This is a genomic window from Streptomyces sp. SLBN-8D4 (assembly GCF_049739545.1).
Taxonomy (GTDB): Bacteria; Actinomycetota; Actinomycetes; order Streptomycetales; family Streptomycetaceae; genus Streptomyces; species Streptomyces canus_C.
The window spans coordinates 5627550-5644857 of sequence record NZ_JBMGQC010000001.1; the positions used below are offsets into that span (position 1 = coordinate 5627550).

Below are 17308 nucleotides of genomic sequence, written 5' to 3' on the forward strand. Positions count from 1 at the left end.
CATGAGCCCGATCCACACCGAGTCCGCCTTCGGTGACGCCATCGTCGCCGCCATGGTCGAGCGCGGCTGGCGCGAGGCGCGCCCGCAGGACTACCGGGCCGATCTCGGCCTGGAAACCAATGAGTTGTTCACCTTCATCGGGGCGACCCAGCCCGACGAGTGGAGCGAGCTGCTCACCGTCTACGGTGGCGACCCGAACGAGGCGCAGCGTGGGTTCGCCGGCCGTCTCGACCAGGCCATCGCCACCAACGGGCTCCTCGATGTCCTCCGTAATGGTGTCAAGGACCGGGGCGTTCTCCTCCGCGTCGCGTACTTCAAGCCGAACCTCGTCGCCCACGACTCCGTGCTGGACGGCTACCGGGCCAACCGCCTCACCGTGGTCCGCGAACTCCCGTACGCGACGAAGCAGGCCGACTGGGGTAACCGGCTGGACCTCGCCCTGTTCCTCAACGGAATCCCGGTCGCCACGGCCGAGTTGAAGAACCCGCTGACCAAGCAAGGGGTGGAGCAGGCCAAGGAGCAGTACCGCACCGACCGCGACCCCACCGAGCTGATCTTCACGCGTCGTGTCGTCGCGAACTTCGCCGTCGACCCGGACCTGGTCTTCGTCGCCACCCAGCTCAAGGGCAAGAACACCCGCTTCCTCCCGTTCAACACCGGCTCCAACGGGCCCGGTCAGCCGGGTGGCGCCGGCAACCCCGCCCCCAGCATCTTCGGCACGTACGCGACCTCCTACCTCTGGGAGCAGGTCTGGCAGCCGGACAACTGGCTGGACCTGCTCCAGCGGTTCGTGCACCTGCACAAGAGCAAGACGCCCGGTGGCGGCGCGACGAAGACGATGGTCTTCCCCCGGTTCCAGCAGTGGGACGCGGTCAAGAAGCTCACCGCGCACGCCGCCACCCACGGCGCGGGACACGACTACCTGGTCATGGCCTCGGCCGGCTCGGGCAAGTCGAACACCATCGGCTGGCTCGCGCACCGCCTCAGTGACCTGCACACCCCCACCGACCCGCGCGAACTCGATCCCGAGGCCGTCGCCAAGGGCCTCAAGCCGGGCGTGCCGGTCTTCGACAAGGTCATCGTCATCACCGACCGACGCAACCTGGACGCCCAACTCCGGGAAACCGTCGGCAACTTCGAGCAGACCGCGGGCCTCGTAGTGAAGATCGACGAGAAGCACGGGGCGAAGGGCGAGCAGCTCGCCAAGGCCCTCTCCCGCGACACCGGGAAGATCGTCACCGTCACCCTGCACTCGTTCCCGGCGCTGATCTCGTACATCGAGCGCAACCCCACCGAGATCCGAGGCAGCCACTTCGCGATCATCGTGGACGAGGCGCACTCCTCGCAGTCCGGTGACGCCGCCAAGGACGTACGGGCAGCTCTGCGCGACCTCGGCCTGGACTCCGACTCGGACGACGCGGGCGCGACCACGGTCAAGGCCGAGGCCGCCACCCTCGACGAGCAGCTCAAGAAGCGGGCCGAGCAGCGTTCTCGCGCCGCGAACCTCTCCTACTTCGCGTTCACCGCCACCCCGAAGGCCAAGACCCTCGAACTCTTCGGCACGCTCCAGGACATCGACGGCAAGGCGACCTACCGGCCCTTCCACACGTACTCCATGCGGCAGGCGATCGAGGAGGGCTTCATCCTCGATCCGCTGCGCAACTACGTCACGTACAACACGTACTGGAAGCTGGTGAACCAGAACCCCGACGAGCGGGAGGTCGACCCGTCGAAGGCGAACTCGCTGCTCGCCCGGTACGCGCTCACTCATGACTCGACGGTCGCCCAGCACGCCCAGGTGATCGTGGAGCATTTCGTGGCGCACAGCCGGGGCCGTCTCGGTGGGCGGGCCAAGTCGATGGTGGTGACCCGCTCCCGGGAGTCCGCCGTACACATGGCGCGCGCGATCAAGAGCTACATCAAGGACCGGGACTACGACACCAAGTACCCCGACCTGGGTGTCCTCGTCGCCTTCTCCGGCTCGCTCACCGTCGACGGTGAGGAGACCACCGAGCCGAAGGAGAACGGCGGGCTGTCGGAGAGCGCGCTGCCGAAGGCGTTCGCGTACACGCGCGCCGACGACAAAGCCGCCCGAGCGGGGGGTACGGGCCAGCGGGAGTACAAGATCCTGGTCGTCGCGGAGAAGTACCAGACCGGGTTCGACCAGCCGCTCCTGACGACGATGTACGTCAACAAGCCACTGACCGGCATCTCGGCCGTCCAGACGCTGTCCCGGCTGAACCGGACCGCCGAGCGCAAGTCCCAGGCGGACCTGGCGGTCCTGGACTTCGTCAACGACGCCAACGACATACAGGACTCCTTCCGCCCGTACTTCGAGGAGGCGAATACCCTCCCCTCCGACCCCAACCTCCTCTACACCGCGCAGAGCCGGGTCATGCAGGCGGGCATCCTGTCCGGGCAGGAGATGGACGAGTTCGCCGCCGCGTACTTCGCCGCCAAGGAGAAGGCGGCAGGCTCACAGTCCAAGTGGGAGAAGCTGCACGCCGAGTTGTACCGGCTACTCGCCCCGGCCGTCGCGCGCTTCACGCCTCTGCTGGAGAGCGAGGACGAGGACGACCAGGAGACGGCGGAGGGCTTCCGCGCCGACCTCAACGACTACGTCAGGAAGTACGGCTTCCTCGCGCAGATCGTCCCCTACCGGGACGCCGAGCTGGAGCGGCTGCACCTCTACGGCCGCTACCTCCTCAACCGGCTGCCGCGCCGCGCGGACGGGGGCGTGGACATAGGCGAAGTCGACCTCAGCCACATGCGAGTGGAGAAGACCGGCGAGTACGACGTCTCTCTCACCGCCGAGGGACCGACGACGATGAAGGGCTTCGGCGACGGCTCGGGCGGCCCGAAGGAAGCGGAGAAGTCGCTGCTGTCGCAGTTGATCGAGAAGTTCAACGAACGCTTCGGCACCGAGTTCACCGAGCAGGACGTCATCCGCCCGTTCGAGGAGGCCAAGGCCGACCCGAAGGTGCGGGCCGCGGCCGTCGTCAACGACGAGGAGAACTTCGGCCTCGTCTTCGACAACGTCTTCGCGGACAAGATGGCCGACCACATCGACACCATCGCGGGCATGGGCCGCCAGTACTTCGGCCCCGACAAGGGCTTCAAGTCCAGCCTGGACCGCAGCGCCCGCAAGGCGGCCTGGAGGATGATCCGCCGCGAGGAGGGTTTGGACGACGACGCCTGACGCGTACGCCCCGGCCAAGGGGGCGGCCGGGGCGTCCTTCGAGAACGGTCACCAGCACTGCCGGAAGTACGGGTTGCCCTCGCCATGAGGTGCAACAAATGGGGAGGGGTAAATGAACAACGCGGTGGACGAGCCCGAGGGATCTCGGCTCCAGAAGGCCGTCGAGACGATGGTCATGACACCGGCAGCGGCCGCCAAGGTCGTGGACGGTTACCGTGCGACCTTCGAGGACAAGAACGAGCGGAAGCCCGAGAGCCTGGAGGACAAGCGGCGGATCGCGGCCAAGATCATAGGCCGTTACTCCAAGATGTCGGCAGCCGCGGGAGCCGTCACCGCCGCCCCTAGCGTGATTCCGGGGGTCGGGACCGCGGTCGCGATCCTGGGCGGTGGCGCCACCGACGTCGCCTTGGCGCTCAAGCTCCAGGTCGACATGTGCATGTGCCTGGTCGAGGTGTTCGAGACCGAGCTGAGCACCGAGGACAAGAAGCACCTCGCCTTCACCCTCGCCCTGGCGGGCTCGGTGGAACAGATGGCGTCGAAGGGCGGCAAGGCGGCGGTGCAGAAGATCGCCCAGAAGCTGGTCTACCAGTACCTCACAGGGCCCGCCCTGGTCACGATCAAGCAGTTGTTCAAGAGGGTGTCCATCACCTTCACCCAGAAGGCGATGGCCAAGGCGATTCCGGCCGGCGTGGGCGTCGCTTTCAGTAGCTCGACCAACTACGTACTGACGAGGGTGGTGGGCAGGGTTGCCGTCGCCGTCCTGGCCAAAGATGTGAAGTAGCGGCGCCGCATCAGGCCCGACCGGGCTTGGCTATGCGGAGGGGGCGGGAGTTTCGGGCGAGGGCGGCAGGGGCTCGGCGACGAACCAACCCCGCTGGGGTACGGCGTACACCCAGCCTTCTTCGGCCAGCAGGCCGAGCCCCCGCCGCACGGTCGTACGCGCGATCCCGTAACGCTGCACAAGCTGAGCCTCACTCGGCAGCATCCGCCCGGGCTGCCAGTCACCGCGCTGAATCTGCCCACGCAGGATCTCGGCCAGTTGCCGGTACGGGGTCAGCGGGGCGCCATGGTCGATCTCAGCATCAGGGTTCATGGACTTGACGCTAGGCAAGCCGACTGATGCACGCTCTTTGAGATACGTCTCGCTACGAATCGATACAAGGCGATACAATGACCCAAAGAAACGCCCCGGCAGGAAGGGTCAGAGCTTCCACGCCGGGGCTGAGCCGACTGACAAGGAGTCGACCTATGCGCAGCCTACTGGCCGCGATTCTGGCCCTGTTCCTGCCCGCCCGGGGTGCCCATCGCGCCGCAGCGCCGCCGCCACTGCCCCCGCTCTCCTGTCCGCCCGCTCCGGAACCCCCGCCCGTGATCACGTGTCCGCACCCGGCGGACGTCATCACCGCCGACGGCATGCCCCTGGTCCGCCCGTACATCGTCGAATGGGAACGCGAGCGGGACGAACATGACAGGCGCCGCCTTCAGCGCGAGCGGCGCCGGGCGGCGGTCCTGGCGACGCTCGGGCAGGACTACGTTCCGGTTCCGTGGGAGGTCGCCGCATGAGCACGAGTACTCCGCGTCTGCGCAGTCTCGGCCTCGACCCGGCCACCGGCAAGGAGGCCCTGGCGGTCACGGATCCCGGCGGCCGTCTTGAGGAGCTGGCCGACGCGCACGCCCTGAAGGCCGCCGCTGTCCTGGTGATGGTCGTCGGCGCCGTACTGGAGGCGGGGAAGGCCTCGGACGCCGAACTAGCCGCCTTCGTAACGCCGTTGCACGCCGCGCTCGAAGAATGCGTCGGCATCATGGCGGCCGACAAGGAGTGACGGTGTAGGGGCAAGTCGGCCGCAGGGCCGGTGGTGCCTTCTGCTCTCCCCCGCCGTCGCCCGCTCCACCGCGCCGCTCTCGTCCCCTACGGCGGCCTGGCGGATGATCCGCCGCGAGGGGGCTGGACGACGGCATCTGATGCGTGTGCCCCGGCTGGATATGCTGGCCGGGGCATCCCTTGGAGGACATCGTGAGCACACGGCCCGACCACGGCACAGAGCTGATCCCTCGCCCCGCGCGGACCCCCGAGGCCCTCCGGGCTGCCCTTGCCGCCATCGCGCCGGAGCGGCTGCCCGAAATGGACGCCGATCAGCGCAAGGCCGTCGCCGCCGCCATCGAGCAGAGCAGCATCAAGCCCCTCCAGCTCTTCATGATCGCGTGGGCGGCCAACATCGAAATCGAGCGGTTTCCCGAGGCGGCGCGTGAGCTGCGCCGTGCCGAGTACATGGCCAACGCAGCCGAGACTCTTGAAGAAAGCCGCCGTTACGTACGGATCTCCGGCGACATCATCCGCGCCGCGTACAAGGCGGTGTCCGAGTGACCTGGAGATGGGAGTACGACCCTAGCGAGGAGTACGTGGCCGGCGGAGCTCCGCCGACCTTCATCGCCGAGGTCGAGAAGAAAGCCGACGAGCTGATCCGCGCCGCTGAAGCTCTATACCTCGACGGCACGAGGTACGAAGGCATGGGGCCGAAGAGCGAAACCGTGGATGTCCCCGGAGGCATGTTCGTCTTCCTGATCGTCCCCAGGTTTGAGTGCGGCTACGTCCTCCAAGTCACCTGGATCTGACCCCAGCAGGTGGCCCCCGGCTCTTCGGAGCGGGGGCGTTTTGCTGTCTCGGCTGACCGTGCAAGACGTGAGGGCCCAGCCGCCCGCGCGACTTGACCCAACGGCGGTGGTGAAGGTACGGCTCAGACGGTCCGGTCGGCGGGATGCCGACCGGGCGGCGCGCCCTCCTGCCCGTCGTCCACCACCGCGCCCGAGCGCTGTCGCACCGCGACCGCTGGACGGCATCCTGACGCAGCGGTCACACTTGACCCCTGACCGTGACTGTTCATCACGCACACCGGGGGCAAGGTGCCGCAGGAGGCGATCTCCGACCGTTACGAACTCCTGGAGGAGCTCAGCCACGGCGGCATGGGCGACGTGTGGCGCGGTTACGACGCCGTACTCGACCGGCCCGTCGCCGTGAAGCTCATCCGGCAGGCGTCGGTCACCTCCCCGCAGCTGGCCGAGGAGTTCGCCAAGCGCTTCCGTCGTGAAGCCCGCATCACCGCGCGCATCCAGCACCCCGGCGTGCCGCAGGTGTACGACGCGGTGCTCGACGCGTCGTACGAGCGGCTGTTCCTGGTGATGGAGCTGGTCGACGGCGTACCGCTGTCCGCCTACCTCGACCCCGGCCGGCGACTGCCGGTCAGCTGGGCGGCCGCCGTCGCCGCGCAGATCGCGACCGTGCTGTCGTACGCGCACGACGTGCCGGTGATCCACCGGGACCTCAAGCCGGGCAACATCCTCGTCGCGCGCGACGGCACCGTGAAGGTCCTCGACTTCGGCATCGCGGCGATTCTGCGCACCGACGTCACCAAGCTGACCGCCACCGGCAGCCCCATCGGCACCCACCAGTACATGTCGCCCGAGCAGGTCCGCGGCGGGCGCATCACCCCGCAGACCGATCTGTACGCGCTGGGCTGCGTGCTGCACGAACTCCTCAGCGGGCAGCTCGTGTTCGAGGCGGAGAGCGAGTACCTGCTGATGTACCAGCACGTCAACGCCGCCCCCACCCCGCTGCGACAGCTGCGGCCCGACATCCCCGAGGCGCTTGAGGAACTGGTCCTGCACCTGCTGCGCAAGGCGCCCGAGGCACGACCTGCCGACACGCAGGAGGTGTACGCACGGCTGCTGCCGTTCCTCCCACCGCCCGGCCAGGAAACCGACGGGGCCGAGGCAGGCCCGGCCGGAGCGCCCGACCCGACGGCCGTGTTCCGCAGACCGTACGCGCCCCGCGCCCGCGCCCAGGACCCGGCGACAGCTGACCGGACGCCGACAGCCGTCGCCCCGGCTGCCCAGCCCGTGCCCGTCCCCGCCCAGTTGCGCGAGGACATCAAGGAGGCGTACGCCCACTCCGACGCCCTGCTGGAGGAGGAGCGGTTCGCGCAGGCCGCCGAGGTGCTCGGCGAGGTCATCGAACCCGCGGCCCTCGCCCTCGGCTCCGAGAGCAAGCCGGTCCTGGCACTGCGCCGCCAGCGAGCAGCGATCCGCCTCCTCGGCGGCGACTACCGCGCCGCCCTGCCCGAGTTCGATGCCCTCGCCGACGCGTACGCCCGCATCGCCGGACCCACCGCCGAGCAGGCCCGCGCCTGCCGCGCCCAGGCGGCCCGGTGCCGTGCCGAACTCGGCCAGGTCACGGACGCGCTCGCCGCACTCCAGGGCGTGCTGAACGTCGTACGGGCCGTCGACAGCGACGTGAGCGAGGAAGCGGTGGAGCTGCGGCACAACATCGGGATGCTGCTGCTCGCGCAGGGCCGGGCCGTCGAAGCCCGGCAGGTCCTCGAACCGCTCCACCAGGACATGTGCATGGTGTTCGGCCCCGACGACGAGATGACCGTCGAGATCTCCGAGGCACTGGCCCTGATCCGCCTCGACCTCGACGGCGACAGCGACGTCGCCGGATAACCCGCTCGTACATCTCGTAGGCACTGGTAGGCACTGCTCCTGATGCGGGAGCAGTGCCTACTGTCATGTGTGCGGCCCTCTCACAGCGCCTTCGCGTAGCAGCGGCTGTCCTCGTAGTGGCGGTAGTAGCCGAACTTCACGCAGGGCTCGTAGCCGCTGGACGTGTACAGGGCGATGGCCTCCGGCTGCTTGATGCCGGTCTCCAGGACCATGCGGCGGCGGCCGGCCGCGCGGGCGTGGTCCTCCAGGGCGGTGAGGATGCGGCGGGCGAGACCCCGGCCGCGCATCTGCTCGATCACGTACATGCGCTTGAGCTCGGCGTCGCCGTCCAGGTTGCCCTCGCCGTTGGTGTCCTGGGCGCGCCAGCCGCCCGTGGCGACGGGGCTGTCCCTTTCGTCGTACGCGATCAGATACACGCCGTTCGGGTGCTCGAAGTCCGAGGGGGCCAGCTCGGTGGCGTCGCCGCCGTCGCCGTAGCGGACCTGGTACTCGGCCTGGACCTGGTCGTTCAGCTTCACGGCGTCGGGGTGGTCGAAGGGGACACGGCGGATCATCATGCCCTCCAGTGTGCCGGTATCGTGCCGGGGTGCTCACTGTGACCTCCGCCAATGTGAACGGACTGCGCGCCGCCGCGAAGAAGGGCTTCGTGGAGTGGCTCGCGGACACCTCCGCCGACGTGCTCTGCCTCCAGGAGGTGCGCGCCGAGCCGCAGCAGCTGCCGGAGAGCGTCCGTGCTCCCGAGGGCTGGCACGTGGTGCACGCGCCGGCCGCCGCCAAGGGCCGGGCCGGTGTCTCCCTCTACACCCGCCGTGAGCCGGACCGCGTCCGGATCGGCTTCGGGTCGGCCGAGTTCGACACCAGCGGGCGCTACGTCGAGGCCGACCTGCCGGGTGTGACGGTCGCCTCCCTCTACCTGCCCTCCGGCGAGGTCGGTACCGCGCGGCAGGACGAGAAGGTCCGCTTCATGGACGAGTTCCTCGTGTACCTGAAGGGACTGCGCGAGCGCGCCGCCGCCGACGGCCGCGAAGTCGTCGTCTGCGGCGACTGGAACATCGCCCATCAGCAGGCCGACCTCAAGAACTGGCGCGCCAACCAGAAGAGTTCAGGCTTCCTGCCGGAGGAGCGCGCCTGGCTGAGCCGGGTCCTCGACGCCGAGGACGGGGGGTACGTCGACGTCGTACGGTCGCTGCATCCGGACGTGACGGGGCCGTACTCGTGGTGGTCGTACCGGGGGCGCGCCTTCGACAACGATTCCGGATGGAGGATCGACCTCGCCGTCGCGACTCCCGGGCTTGCCCGGCAGGCGGTCAAGGGGTTTGTGGAGCGGGCCGCCAGCCATGAGGAGCGGTGGTCGGATCATGCTCCCGTGACGGTCGTCTTCGACAGGTGACATGCGGCCCGGATGGCGTGGGAGCACCTCACCCAGGCCGCCCGGGCGTCAGCCGGTCTGTCGCACGGAATTCCGCTGCCCGAGAGTGAAGGTCAACCGGGAGACGTCCGGTCCGGCGTAGCGTGCGGGCCCACCTCCGGTGCGGCCCTTCGCGGGCTGGTCGCACAGCCGCCGGGGCCTTTCGATCTCACTCTCGGAGTACGAACACCGTTACGGGCGCCGAAGGCGGGAAAGTACCTCGATGGAGTGAATGCGCCAGATGTGCCAGGTAGTGGGCCTAGTCCCGCTTCCGCAACCGCCGGTCCAGCGCCAGCGAAAGCTCCGCCTCCACCACGCTCCTCGCCAGGGGGCGCAGGCGCTGGAGGTCGTCCTCGGTCGCGTGGCGGAGGACGAGTTCGGCGAACATCTCCGCCAGGTCGTCCACGTGCTCGCGGACGCGTTTGCCCGCCGCCAGGACCTCCCCGAGGGGGATGCCCTCGCGGACCAGTTCTGAGGAGACGTCCAGGAGGCGGCGGCTGATGTGGACGATCTCGTCGCCGTCGGTGCCGAGGTAGCCGAGGTCCATCGCGGCGGCGAGGTTCTCGGGGGTGACCTCGCCCTCGAAGCGGGCGGCGAGTTCCTCGGGGGTGAGGCGGACCGGTTCCTCCTCCGTGGGAGGCGTCACGCCCAGGACGTCGGCGACGTCGCGGCCGTGGTCGAGGGCTTCCGCCAGTTCCGCGATGCCGGTGAGGGTGTGGCCGCGCTCCAGGAGTGTCGCGATCGTGCGCAGGCGGGCCAGGTGGTGGTCGTCGTACCAGGCGATGCGGCCCTCGCGGCGCGGGGGCGGGATGAGCTTGCGTTCGCGGTAGAAGCGCAGGGTGCGCACTGTGATGCCGGCCAGGCGGGCCAGTTCCTCCATGCGGTATTCGCGCTTGTCCGTCACGCCCGCAGCCTATGTTGTACCGCCGGTACCCGCGGCGGCAGCCGCTGATGCAAACGTCCCTCTCCTGACCCCTACCCATCGGTATGGAGCTGCTCTACTCTCCCATTGCGCCAGTGTTCACTGGCAGAGTCGGGCAGGGAAGGCATCGGCATGGCCGAACACGAGCATGTGCGGGTGGCGGTGGTCGGAACCGGGTTCGGGGGGCTGGGGGCCGCCGTACGGCTGCGGCGGGAGGGTGTCACCGACTTCGTCGTGCTGGAGCGGGCCGACAGTGTGGGCGGTACCTGGCGGGACAACAGCTATCCGGGATGTGCCTGCGATGTGCCGTCCCATCTGTACTCGTTCTCCTTCGCGCCCCATCCCGACTGGCCGCGCACCTTCTCCGGGCAGGAGCACATCCGCGCCTACCTGGAGCATGTGACGGACGTCTTCCGGCTGCGCCCGCACATCCGCCTCAACTCCGAGGTGAAGCGGATGACCTGGGACGGCGAGAAGCTGCGGTGGGACATCGAGACCGCCAGTGGCAGGCTGTCGGCCGACCTCGTGGTCTCCGCCACCGGGCCGCTCTCCGATCCGAAGATCCCTGACATCCCGGGGCTGGACACCTTCCCCGGCAAGGTCTTCCACTCCGCCCGCTGGGACCACGACTACGACCTGCGCGGCAAGCGGGTCGCCATGGTGGGCACGGGCGCCTCGGCCATCCAGATCGTGCCGGCCGTCCAGCCGCTCGCCCGCAACGTCACCCTGTTCCAGCGCACCCCGCCCTGGGTGATGCCCCGTATGGACCGGGCGATCAGCGGCGCCGAGCGCCGGCTGCACCGCCTGCTGCCGTTCACCGCCCAGGTGAGGCGCGGACTGCTGTGGGGCATCCGGGAGTTGCAGGTCCAGGCGTTCACCAAGCGCCCGGGCGAGCTCGGCGCCGTGGAGCAGTTGGCCAAGCGGAACATGGCCCGCGCCATCAAGGACCCGGCACTGCGCGCCAAGCTCACCCCCGACTACCGCATCGGCTGCAAGCGGATCCTGCTGAGCAGCACGTACTACCCGGCCCTCGCCCAGCCCAACGTGGACGTGGTCGCGAGCGGGCTCAGCCGCGTCGAGGGGTCGACACTCGTCGCCGCCGACGGCACCGAGGCGCAGGTCGACGCGATCGTCTTCGGTACGGGCTTCCATGTCACCGACATGCCGATCGCCGACCGGGTCGTCGGCGCGGACGGGCGGACGCTCGCCGAGGCGTGGAAGGGCGGGATGGAGGCGCTGCGGGGTGCCTCCGCGGCCGGCTTCCCCAACTGGATGTCCGTCATCGGGCCCAACACCGGCCTCGGGAACTCCTCGATGATCCTCATGATCGAGTCCCAGCTGAACTACCTGGCCGACTTCGTGCGCCAACTCGACGTCCTCGGTGGCCGCGTGGCCCTCGACGCCCGCCCGTCCGCCGTACGGGACTGGAACCACCGGGTGCAGGAGCGTATGAAGCGCACGGTGTGGAACACCGGTGGCTGCACCAGCTGGTACCTGGACGCGAACGGCCGCAACAGCACGATCTGGCCGGGTACGACGACCGAGTTCCGGCGGGCGACCCGGCGGGTGGACCTCGCCGAGTACGAGGTACTGCGGCCCTCCGCACAGCCGAGCGCGGTCGCGGGCGAGAGCGCGGAGGCCGCCGTATGAGCCGACCGACCCCGGTCGTCTCCGGGCCGTACGCCCCGCCTGTCCCGGCGCGCGAACTCACCGTCCTGTCCGCCGACGGCGCCCGCCTGCACGTGGAGGTGCACGGGCCCGAGGGCGCGCCCCCCGTCGTCCTCGCGCACGGCTGGACCTGTTCGACCGCCTTCTGGGCCGCCCAGATCCGTGAACTCGCCGTGGACCACCGGGTCGTCGCGTACGACCAGCGCGGCCACGGACGCAGTCCGGCGAGTCCGGCGTGCAGTGCGGACGGCCTCGCCGACGACCTCGAAGCCGTGCTGGAGGCGACCCTCGGGCCGGACGAGAAGGCGGTGATCGCCGGTCACTCCATGGGCGGGATGACGGTGATGGCCGCGGCTGGGCGCCCAGGGTTCGAAAAGCGTGCGGCGGCCGTCCTGCTGTGCAGCACCGGTTCGTCGCGGCTGGTCGCCGAGTCGACCGTGGTACCGATCCGGGCCGGACGGCTGCGCACCTGGCTGACCCGGCACGTGCTCGGGGCGCGGGCGCCGCTCGGACCGGTCACGCCGCTGGCCCTGCGGATCCTCAAGTACGGGACGATGGGCCCCGGTTCGGCCCCGCACATGGTGGAGGCGTGCGCGCGGATCGTGCACGCCTGTCCGCGCAAGGTGCGGTACGCCTGGTCGCAGGTCCTCGATCTGCTCGATCTCGATCACGGTGTACGGCGGCTCACCGTGCCGACGGCCGTCGTCGTCGGTACGGCCGACCGGCTCACCCCGCCCGTGCACGCACACCAGTTGGCCGCCGCGCTGCCCAACTGCCTCGGGGTGACCGAACTGCCCGGCCTCGGCCACATGACACCGGTCGAGGCGCCCGAGCTGGTCAGCGCGCGGATCCGGGAACTCGTCACCACGTACGTCCAGGTCAAGGAGGGCGCATGAGCAGGGTCGGACTCGAAGGACAGGTCGCGGTCGTCACGGGGGCCGCGCGGGGCGTGGGCGAGCTGCTCGCCCGCAAGCTGTCGGCGCGCGGGGCGAAGGTCGCGCTGGTCGGCCTGGAGCCGGACGCGCTGAAGGAGCTCTCCGGGCGGCTGCACGGCGACAGCGACCACTGGTACGCCGACGTCACCGACCATGCGGCGATGGCCCGGGTCGCGCAGGAGGTCAAGACGCGGTTCGGGAAGGTCGACGTCGTGGTCGCCAATGCCGGGGTCGCGACCGGCGGGCCCTTCGTGGACTCCGATCCGGAGGCGTGGCGGCGGGTGATCGAGGTCAACCTCATCGGATCGGCCGTCACCGCGCGGGCGTTCCTGCCGGTGCTGATGGAGAGCCGCGGGTATCTGCTCCAGATCGCCTCCCTCGCCGCGATCACCCCGGCGCCCATGATGACCGCGTACTGCGCGTCCAAGTCCGGTGTGGAGGCGTTCGCGCACAGTCTGCGGGCCGAGGTCGGCCACCGGGGCGTGCGGGTCGGGGTCGGGTATCTGTCGTGGACCGACACCGACATGGTGCGGGGCGCCGACCAGGACGAGGTCATGCGCGAGCTCAGGCAGCGGCTGCCGTGGCCGGCGAACAAGACGTATCCGCTGGGGCCGGCCGTCGAGCGGATCGTGGCCGGGATCGAGCGGCGGTCGAGCCATGTGTACGGGCAGGGGTGGCTGCGCGGGATGCAGGGGATGCGCGGGTACCTGCCAGGGCTCATCGGGACCGTCGGGCAGCGGGAGATGCGGCGGTTCGGACAGCGGTTGGAGGGCATGCGGGTGGGACTCGTCGGTGCAGGTGGGGCGGCGGATGAGGAAGCGCGCGCTACGCACCGTAGTTGATCGAAATGCGCTCTTTGTCCGGGCGTGTGAATCTGGTCGAGGCCCCGGACCGGGGCTCTTCCCCTCACCCCCACGGGAGTGAACCCACATGGGTATGAAGGACCAGTTCCAGGACAAGTCCGAGCAGTGGCAGCAGCAGGCCAAGCAGAAGGCCCAGGAGGGCCGGGAGCAGGCCCAGCGCGGTCGTCAGGGTCAGGGCCAGGGCCAGGGCCCGGACCGCGACCGTATGCGTGACGAGGAGGCCGAGCGGCTCCAGCGCGAGGAGCAGGAGCGGCTCGACCCCGACTACGACATGTAGTCACTGCTTGAAGCGTGGGGTGCCCTCTGGTTGTTGGGAGGGCACCCTGCGTTTTTTGGGTTCGTTGTCGGGTGCGGGGCGGTGGGGGCTTGTCGCGCAGTTCCCCGCGCCCCAGAAAGCCAGAAAGCCAGAAAGCCAGAAAGCCGCCCCGCGCCCCTTCTCAAGATCTTGGCGGCAACTTCGGCCTCGACCGGTCCGGCACGTCCCGGTAGTCCGGCGGCGATGCCGGGGGGTTCGTCTTCAGCAGGTCCAGCGCGAGCTGTACCGCGTCGTCCAGTTGGGCGTGCCGGCCCTCGGCCCAGTCCAGGGGGGTGCGCAGGATCTCCAGGTCCGGGGTGACGCCCTGGTTCTCGATCGACCAGCCGTACGCGTCGAACCAGGCCGCGTTCATCGGAACCGTGATCACCGTGCCGTCCCCGAGCTGGTGGCGGCCGGTCATGCCGACCACTCCGCCCCAGGTGCGCTGGCCCACCACCGGGCCGAGCTTCAGCAGTTTGAAGGCCGCCGTGATCATGTCGCCGTCCGAGGAGGTCGCTTCGTCGGCCAGGGCCACCACCGGCCCACGCGGGGCGTTCGAGGCGTACGACACCGGCTGGGCGTTTCTCGTCAGGTCCCAGCCGAGGATCTTGCGGGTGAGTTTCTCCACCACCAGCTCGCTGATGTGGCCGCCCGCGTTGCCGCGTACGTCGACGAGGAGCGCGGGGCGGGAGACCTCCATGCGCAGGTCCCGGTTGAACTGGGCCCAGCCCGAGCCGCCCATGTCGGGGATGTGCAGATAGCCGCAGCGGCCCTCGCTCAACTCCCTTACGACGGCACGGCGTTTGGCCACCCAGTCCTGGTAGCGCAGCGGTCGCTCGTCGACGAGCGGGACCACCGCCACCCGGCGGGAGCGGCCCTCGCCCTCGGCCGGGGTGAACGTCAGCTCCACCGTCGTGCCGCCCGCCGCCGCGAGCAGGGGACAGGGGCCCGCGAGCTCGTCGACCGGGCGGCCGTCCACGTGGGTGAGGACCGCGCCTTCGCGGATTCCGGTGCCGGCCAGCGGGGAGCGGGCCTTGGAGTCCGAGGAGTCGCCGGGCAGGATCCGCCGGACCGTCCAGCCGCCTTCCCTGAGCTCGAAGTTGGCGCCCAGAAGGCCCTGGCGGCGCTGGTAGTGCGGGGGGCCCTCGTTGCGGCGGGCGGCGGTGACGTAGGCGTGGGAGGTGCCCAGTTCGCCGAGGACCTCGCGCAGGAGGTCGGCGAACTCGTCGGGCGAGGCGACCCGTTCGAGCAGCGGGCGGTACTGGTCGAGGACCGCGTCCCAGTCGATGCCGCACATCCCCGGGTCCCAGAAGTACGCCCGGATCAGCCGGCCCGCCTCCTCGTAGGCCTGGCGCCACTCGGCGGCAGGGTCGACCTCGTGGAGGATGCGGCGCAGGTCGATCCAGACGGTCGAGTCGCTGTCGCCGGACTCGGTGGCGGGGGTCGCGCGCAGGTCGCCCTCGTCGACGAGGACCAGCCGGGAGCCGTCGCCGCTGACCGCGAACCAGTCGAGGTGCTCGACGAGTTCGGTCTTCTTCGCCTTGCCGATGGCGAAGTGTTCGAGGGTGGGGCGCTCGGAGGTGTCGTCCGGGTTGACGAAGGTCTCGCCGAGGGCGCCCGAGATCGGCCAGCGCAGCCAGACCAGGCCGCCGCCGGCGACCGGGTGCAGCGCCGAGTACTTGGAGGCGGGGACCGGGAAGGGGGTCACCCGGCTCTCCAGCCCTTCGAGTTCGACCGTCACGGCCCCGCCGTCGCCGCTCTCGTCCTCGACCGGGTCCAGCCCACCGGCGGCCGGGCGGCCCTCCGGGTTCAAGGCGAAGGGGGAGGGGGTCGCCGAGGACAGGGGGACCAGGTAGGGGCGGCAGCCGAGCGGGAAGGACAGGTCGCCGGTGTGGACGTCGTACACCGGGTCGAAGCCCCGCCAGGAGAGGAAGGCCAGGTAGCGGCCGTCCCGTGTGAAGACCGGGTTCTCGTCCTCGAAGCGGCCGTTCGTGACGTCCACGATCAGACGATCCTTGATGCGGGCCAGCTTGATCTGGCGCAGGGAGCGGCCGATGCCGGGGTGCGACCACGTCAGCCAGGTGCCGTCCGGGGAGAAGGCGAGGTCGCGGACCGGGCCGTTGACGGAGCGGATCAGCTCGGTGACTTCCCCGTTGGATTCCTCCGTGGCGTCCAGGAGCAGCAGGCGTCCGTCGTGCGAGGCGATGGCCAGGCGCTCGCCGCTCGGGTCGGAGACCAGCTCCAGGACCCGGCCCAGCTCGCCCGAGGCCAGCCGTCGCGGCGCGCGGTCGCCGGTCGCCCGCGGCAGGTACGCGATCTCGACCGCGTCCTCGTCCTCCGCGTCCGTCACATACGCGACCTGGCCGACGGAACCGAGCATCTCCGGGAGCCTGACCCGTACCCCCGGGGTGTCCGTGATCGTGCGCGCGGGGCCGTCCCGGTGGGTCAGCCAGTACAGGCTGCCGCGGACGACGACGGCGCTCGCGCGGCCCGTCTCGTCGACCGAGATGCCGTCCACGTGCTGGGCGGCGGGCACCTGGTACGGACGGCGTCCCGCGCGCGGACCGCTCAGCCGTACGTCGAGCTTGCGGGCCTCGGCGGAGAGGTCGTCGACGATCCACAGGTCGCCCCCGCACTGGTACACCACCCGGGTGCCGTCGCTGGAGGCGTGCCGGGCGTAGAAGGCGTCGTGGTCGGTGTGGCGGCGCAGGTCGGAGCCGTCGTGGGCGCAGGAGTAGAGGTTGCCGACGCCTTCGTGGTCGGAGAGGAAGGCGATCCGGTCGCCGACGAACATGGGGGAGTGGAGGTGGCCGCCGAGGTCGGGGAGCAGGCGTTCGCCGTGCAGCCAGAGCCGGCCCGTGGCGCCGCCCCGGTAGCGCTTCCAGGCGGCCGGTTCGTGCGGCGGGGTGCCGGTCAGCAGGAGGGTCTTGCGGTCGGCGACCTGGATGTCGGAGACCGGGCCCCAGGGGAGCTTGCGGCCGGGGGAGCCGTCGGTGGGGACCTTGTAGGCCCAGGTGAAGTACGAGAAGGGCTCGCCGTGGGAGGCGACGGCGAGGATGGTGCCCTGCGCGGACCAGCCGCAGACCTGGGTGTCCGCGGAGCCCCAGTAGGTGAGCCGGCGGCCCGGTCCGCCGTCCACGTCGACCAGGTGGATCTCGGGCACGAGACTGCGCCAGCTCGTGTACGCGATGTGGCTGCCGTCGGGCGAGAAGCGCGGATGACCGACCTTGGTGCGGTCGACGGTCAGGCGCCAGGCGCGCCCGGGGCCGTCGAGAGGGGCCAGCCAGAGGTCGTCCTCGGCGACGAAGCACAACAGGTCGCCGCTCAGATGCGGAAGGCGCAGATAGCTCACCTCCCCATGCTTTTCCGGGGGATGGACCGGAGCAACTTATGAAAAATCGGTGAGCCGTGACCTGTGACAGAGGCGGGGTGACTCACAACACGAACGAAACCGTTTCGTTTCGCTGGAGAATGCGCTACATTCGTGTCGTACGAAACAGTGTCGTTCGAAGTCCCGGAGC

Annotated in this window: 16 protein-coding genes; 12 read left to right on the forward strand and 4 right to left on the reverse strand. The window is 70.0% G+C overall.

Annotated features, from left to right (window positions below):
• Position 1 precedes the first annotated feature (1 nt).
• Together RKD20_RS25625 and RKD20_RS25630 are read left to right on the forward strand one after the other, a co-directional pair.
• Positions 2-3199, forward strand: coding sequence for a type I restriction endonuclease subunit R (locus RKD20_RS25625; RefSeq protein ID WP_424879759.1), 3198 nt, complete (start codon positions 2-4; stop codon positions 3197-3199).
• A 112-nt stretch (positions 3200-3311) separates the two neighbouring features.
• The gene (locus RKD20_RS25630) at positions 3312-3980 is read left to right on the forward strand and encodes a hypothetical protein (protein ID WP_424879760.1); all 669 of its coding nucleotides are present in this window, start codon (positions 3312-3314) and stop codon (positions 3978-3980) included.
• A gap of 30 nt (positions 3981-4010) precedes the next feature.
• Here RKD20_RS25630 and RKD20_RS25635 read toward each other — a convergent pair whose 3' ends face one another.
• Positions 4011-4292: a GntR family transcriptional regulator gene (locus RKD20_RS25635; protein ID WP_114527915.1), complete on the reverse strand. Its 282-nt coding sequence runs from the start codon at positions 4290-4292 to the stop codon at positions 4011-4013.
• Positions 4293-4447: 155 nt separating this feature from the next.
• Between RKD20_RS25635 and RKD20_RS25640 the strand changes: the two genes are divergently transcribed.
• From RKD20_RS25640 to RKD20_RS25660, 5 genes are all read left to right on the forward strand, one after another.
• A complete protein-coding gene (locus RKD20_RS25640) occupies positions 4448-4762 on the forward strand; it encodes a hypothetical protein (protein WP_424879761.1) in 315 nt (104 codons plus the stop codon).
• Positions 4759-5022: a hypothetical protein gene (locus RKD20_RS25645; RefSeq protein ID WP_424879762.1), complete on the forward strand. Its 264-nt coding sequence runs from the start codon at positions 4759-4761 to the stop codon at positions 5020-5022. Before RKD20_RS25640 ends, RKD20_RS25645 begins: the two co-directional genes overlap by 4 nt.
• 191 nt (positions 5023-5213) lie before the next feature.
• A complete protein-coding gene (locus RKD20_RS25650) occupies positions 5214-5564 on the forward strand; it encodes a hypothetical protein (RefSeq protein ID WP_424879763.1) in 351 nt (116 codons plus the stop codon).
• Entirely contained in the window at positions 5561-5812 is a 252-nt protein-coding gene (locus RKD20_RS25655) for a hypothetical protein (RefSeq protein WP_424879764.1), read from the forward strand. Before RKD20_RS25650 ends, RKD20_RS25655 begins: the two co-directional genes overlap by 4 nt.
• 288 nt (positions 5813-6100) lie before the next feature.
• The gene (locus tag RKD20_RS25660) at positions 6101-7696 is read left to right on the forward strand and encodes a protein kinase domain-containing protein (protein WP_424879765.1); all 1596 of its coding nucleotides are present in this window, start codon (positions 6101-6103) and stop codon (positions 7694-7696) included.
• 80 nt (positions 7697-7776) lie between these two features.
• Here the strand turns inward: RKD20_RS25660 and RKD20_RS25665 are convergent, their stop codons facing one another.
• A complete protein-coding gene (locus tag RKD20_RS25665) occupies positions 7777-8253 on the reverse strand; it encodes a GNAT family N-acetyltransferase (RefSeq protein WP_424879766.1) in 477 nt (158 codons plus the stop codon).
• Positions 8254-8282: 29 nt separating this feature from the next.
• Here RKD20_RS25665 and RKD20_RS25670 point away from each other — a divergent pair, with 29 nt between their 5' ends.
• Positions 8283-9086 carry an exodeoxyribonuclease III gene (locus tag RKD20_RS25670; RefSeq protein WP_424879767.1) on the forward strand — a complete coding sequence of 268 codons (804 nt, stop codon included), beginning with the start codon at positions 8283-8285 and terminating at the stop codon, positions 9084-9086.
• 277 nt (positions 9087-9363) lie between these two features.
• Here RKD20_RS25670 and RKD20_RS25675 read toward each other — a convergent pair whose 3' ends face one another.
• Positions 9364-10008: a MerR family transcriptional regulator gene (locus tag RKD20_RS25675; RefSeq protein ID WP_424879768.1), complete on the reverse strand. Its 645-nt coding sequence runs from the start codon at positions 10006-10008 to the stop codon at positions 9364-9366.
• A gap of 150 nt (positions 10009-10158) precedes the next feature.
• Between RKD20_RS25675 and RKD20_RS25680 the strand changes: the two genes are divergently transcribed.
• From RKD20_RS25680 to RKD20_RS25695, 4 genes are all read left to right on the forward strand, one after another.
• Positions 10159-11676, forward strand: coding sequence for a flavin-containing monooxygenase (locus RKD20_RS25680; protein WP_424879769.1), 1518 nt, complete (start codon positions 10159-10161; stop codon positions 11674-11676).
• A complete protein-coding gene (locus RKD20_RS25685) occupies positions 11673-12590 on the forward strand; it encodes an alpha/beta fold hydrolase (protein WP_424879770.1) in 918 nt (305 codons plus the stop codon). The genes RKD20_RS25680 and RKD20_RS25685 overlap by 4 nt, the downstream gene beginning before the upstream one ends.
• A complete protein-coding gene (locus RKD20_RS25690; protein ID WP_424879771.1) occupies positions 12587-13471 on the forward strand; it encodes an SDR family oxidoreductase in 885 nt (294 codons plus the stop codon). Before RKD20_RS25685 ends, RKD20_RS25690 begins: the two co-directional genes overlap by 4 nt.
• 88 nt (positions 13472-13559) lie before the next feature.
• Positions 13560-13769, forward strand: coding sequence for a hypothetical protein (locus RKD20_RS25695; protein WP_424879772.1), 210 nt, complete (start codon positions 13560-13562; stop codon positions 13767-13769).
• 160 nt (positions 13770-13929) lie between these two features.
• Here RKD20_RS25695 and RKD20_RS25700 read toward each other — a convergent pair whose 3' ends face one another.
• Positions 13930-17139 (reverse strand): S41 family peptidase, encoded by a 3210-nt coding sequence (locus RKD20_RS25700; protein WP_424879773.1) that lies wholly within the window; start codon positions 17137-17139, stop codon positions 13930-13932.
• Positions 17140-17308 lie beyond the last annotated feature (169 nt).

Coding starts and splice junctions, on each gene's coding strand:
- RKD20_RS25625 (WP_424879759.1), top strand. CDS start 2: ATGAGCCCGATCCACACCGAGTCCGCCTTCGGTGACGCCATCGTCGCC.
- RKD20_RS25630 (WP_424879760.1), top strand. CDS start 3,312: ATGAACAACGCGGTGGACGAGCCCGAGGGATCTCGGCTCCAGAAGGCC.
- RKD20_RS25635 (WP_114527915.1), bottom strand. CDS start 4,292: ATGAACCCTGATGCTGAGATCGACCATGGCGCCCCGCTGACCCCGTAC.
- RKD20_RS25640 (WP_424879761.1), top strand. CDS start 4,448: ATGCGCAGCCTACTGGCCGCGATTCTGGCCCTGTTCCTGCCCGCCCGG.
- RKD20_RS25645 (WP_424879762.1), top strand. CDS start 4,759: ATGAGCACGAGTACTCCGCGTCTGCGCAGTCTCGGCCTCGACCCGGCC.
- RKD20_RS25665 (WP_424879766.1), bottom strand. CDS start 8,253: ATGATGATCCGCCGTGTCCCCTTCGACCACCCCGACGCCGTGAAGCTG.
- RKD20_RS25680 (WP_424879769.1), top strand. CDS start 10,159: ATGGCCGAACACGAGCATGTGCGGGTGGCGGTGGTCGGAACCGGGTTC.
- RKD20_RS25685 (WP_424879770.1), top strand. CDS start 11,673: ATGAGCCGACCGACCCCGGTCGTCTCCGGGCCGTACGCCCCGCCTGTC.
- RKD20_RS25690 (WP_424879771.1), top strand. CDS start 12,587: ATGAGCAGGGTCGGACTCGAAGGACAGGTCGCGGTCGTCACGGGGGCC.
- RKD20_RS25695 (WP_424879772.1), top strand. CDS start 13,560: ATGGGTATGAAGGACCAGTTCCAGGACAAGTCCGAGCAGTGGCAGCAG.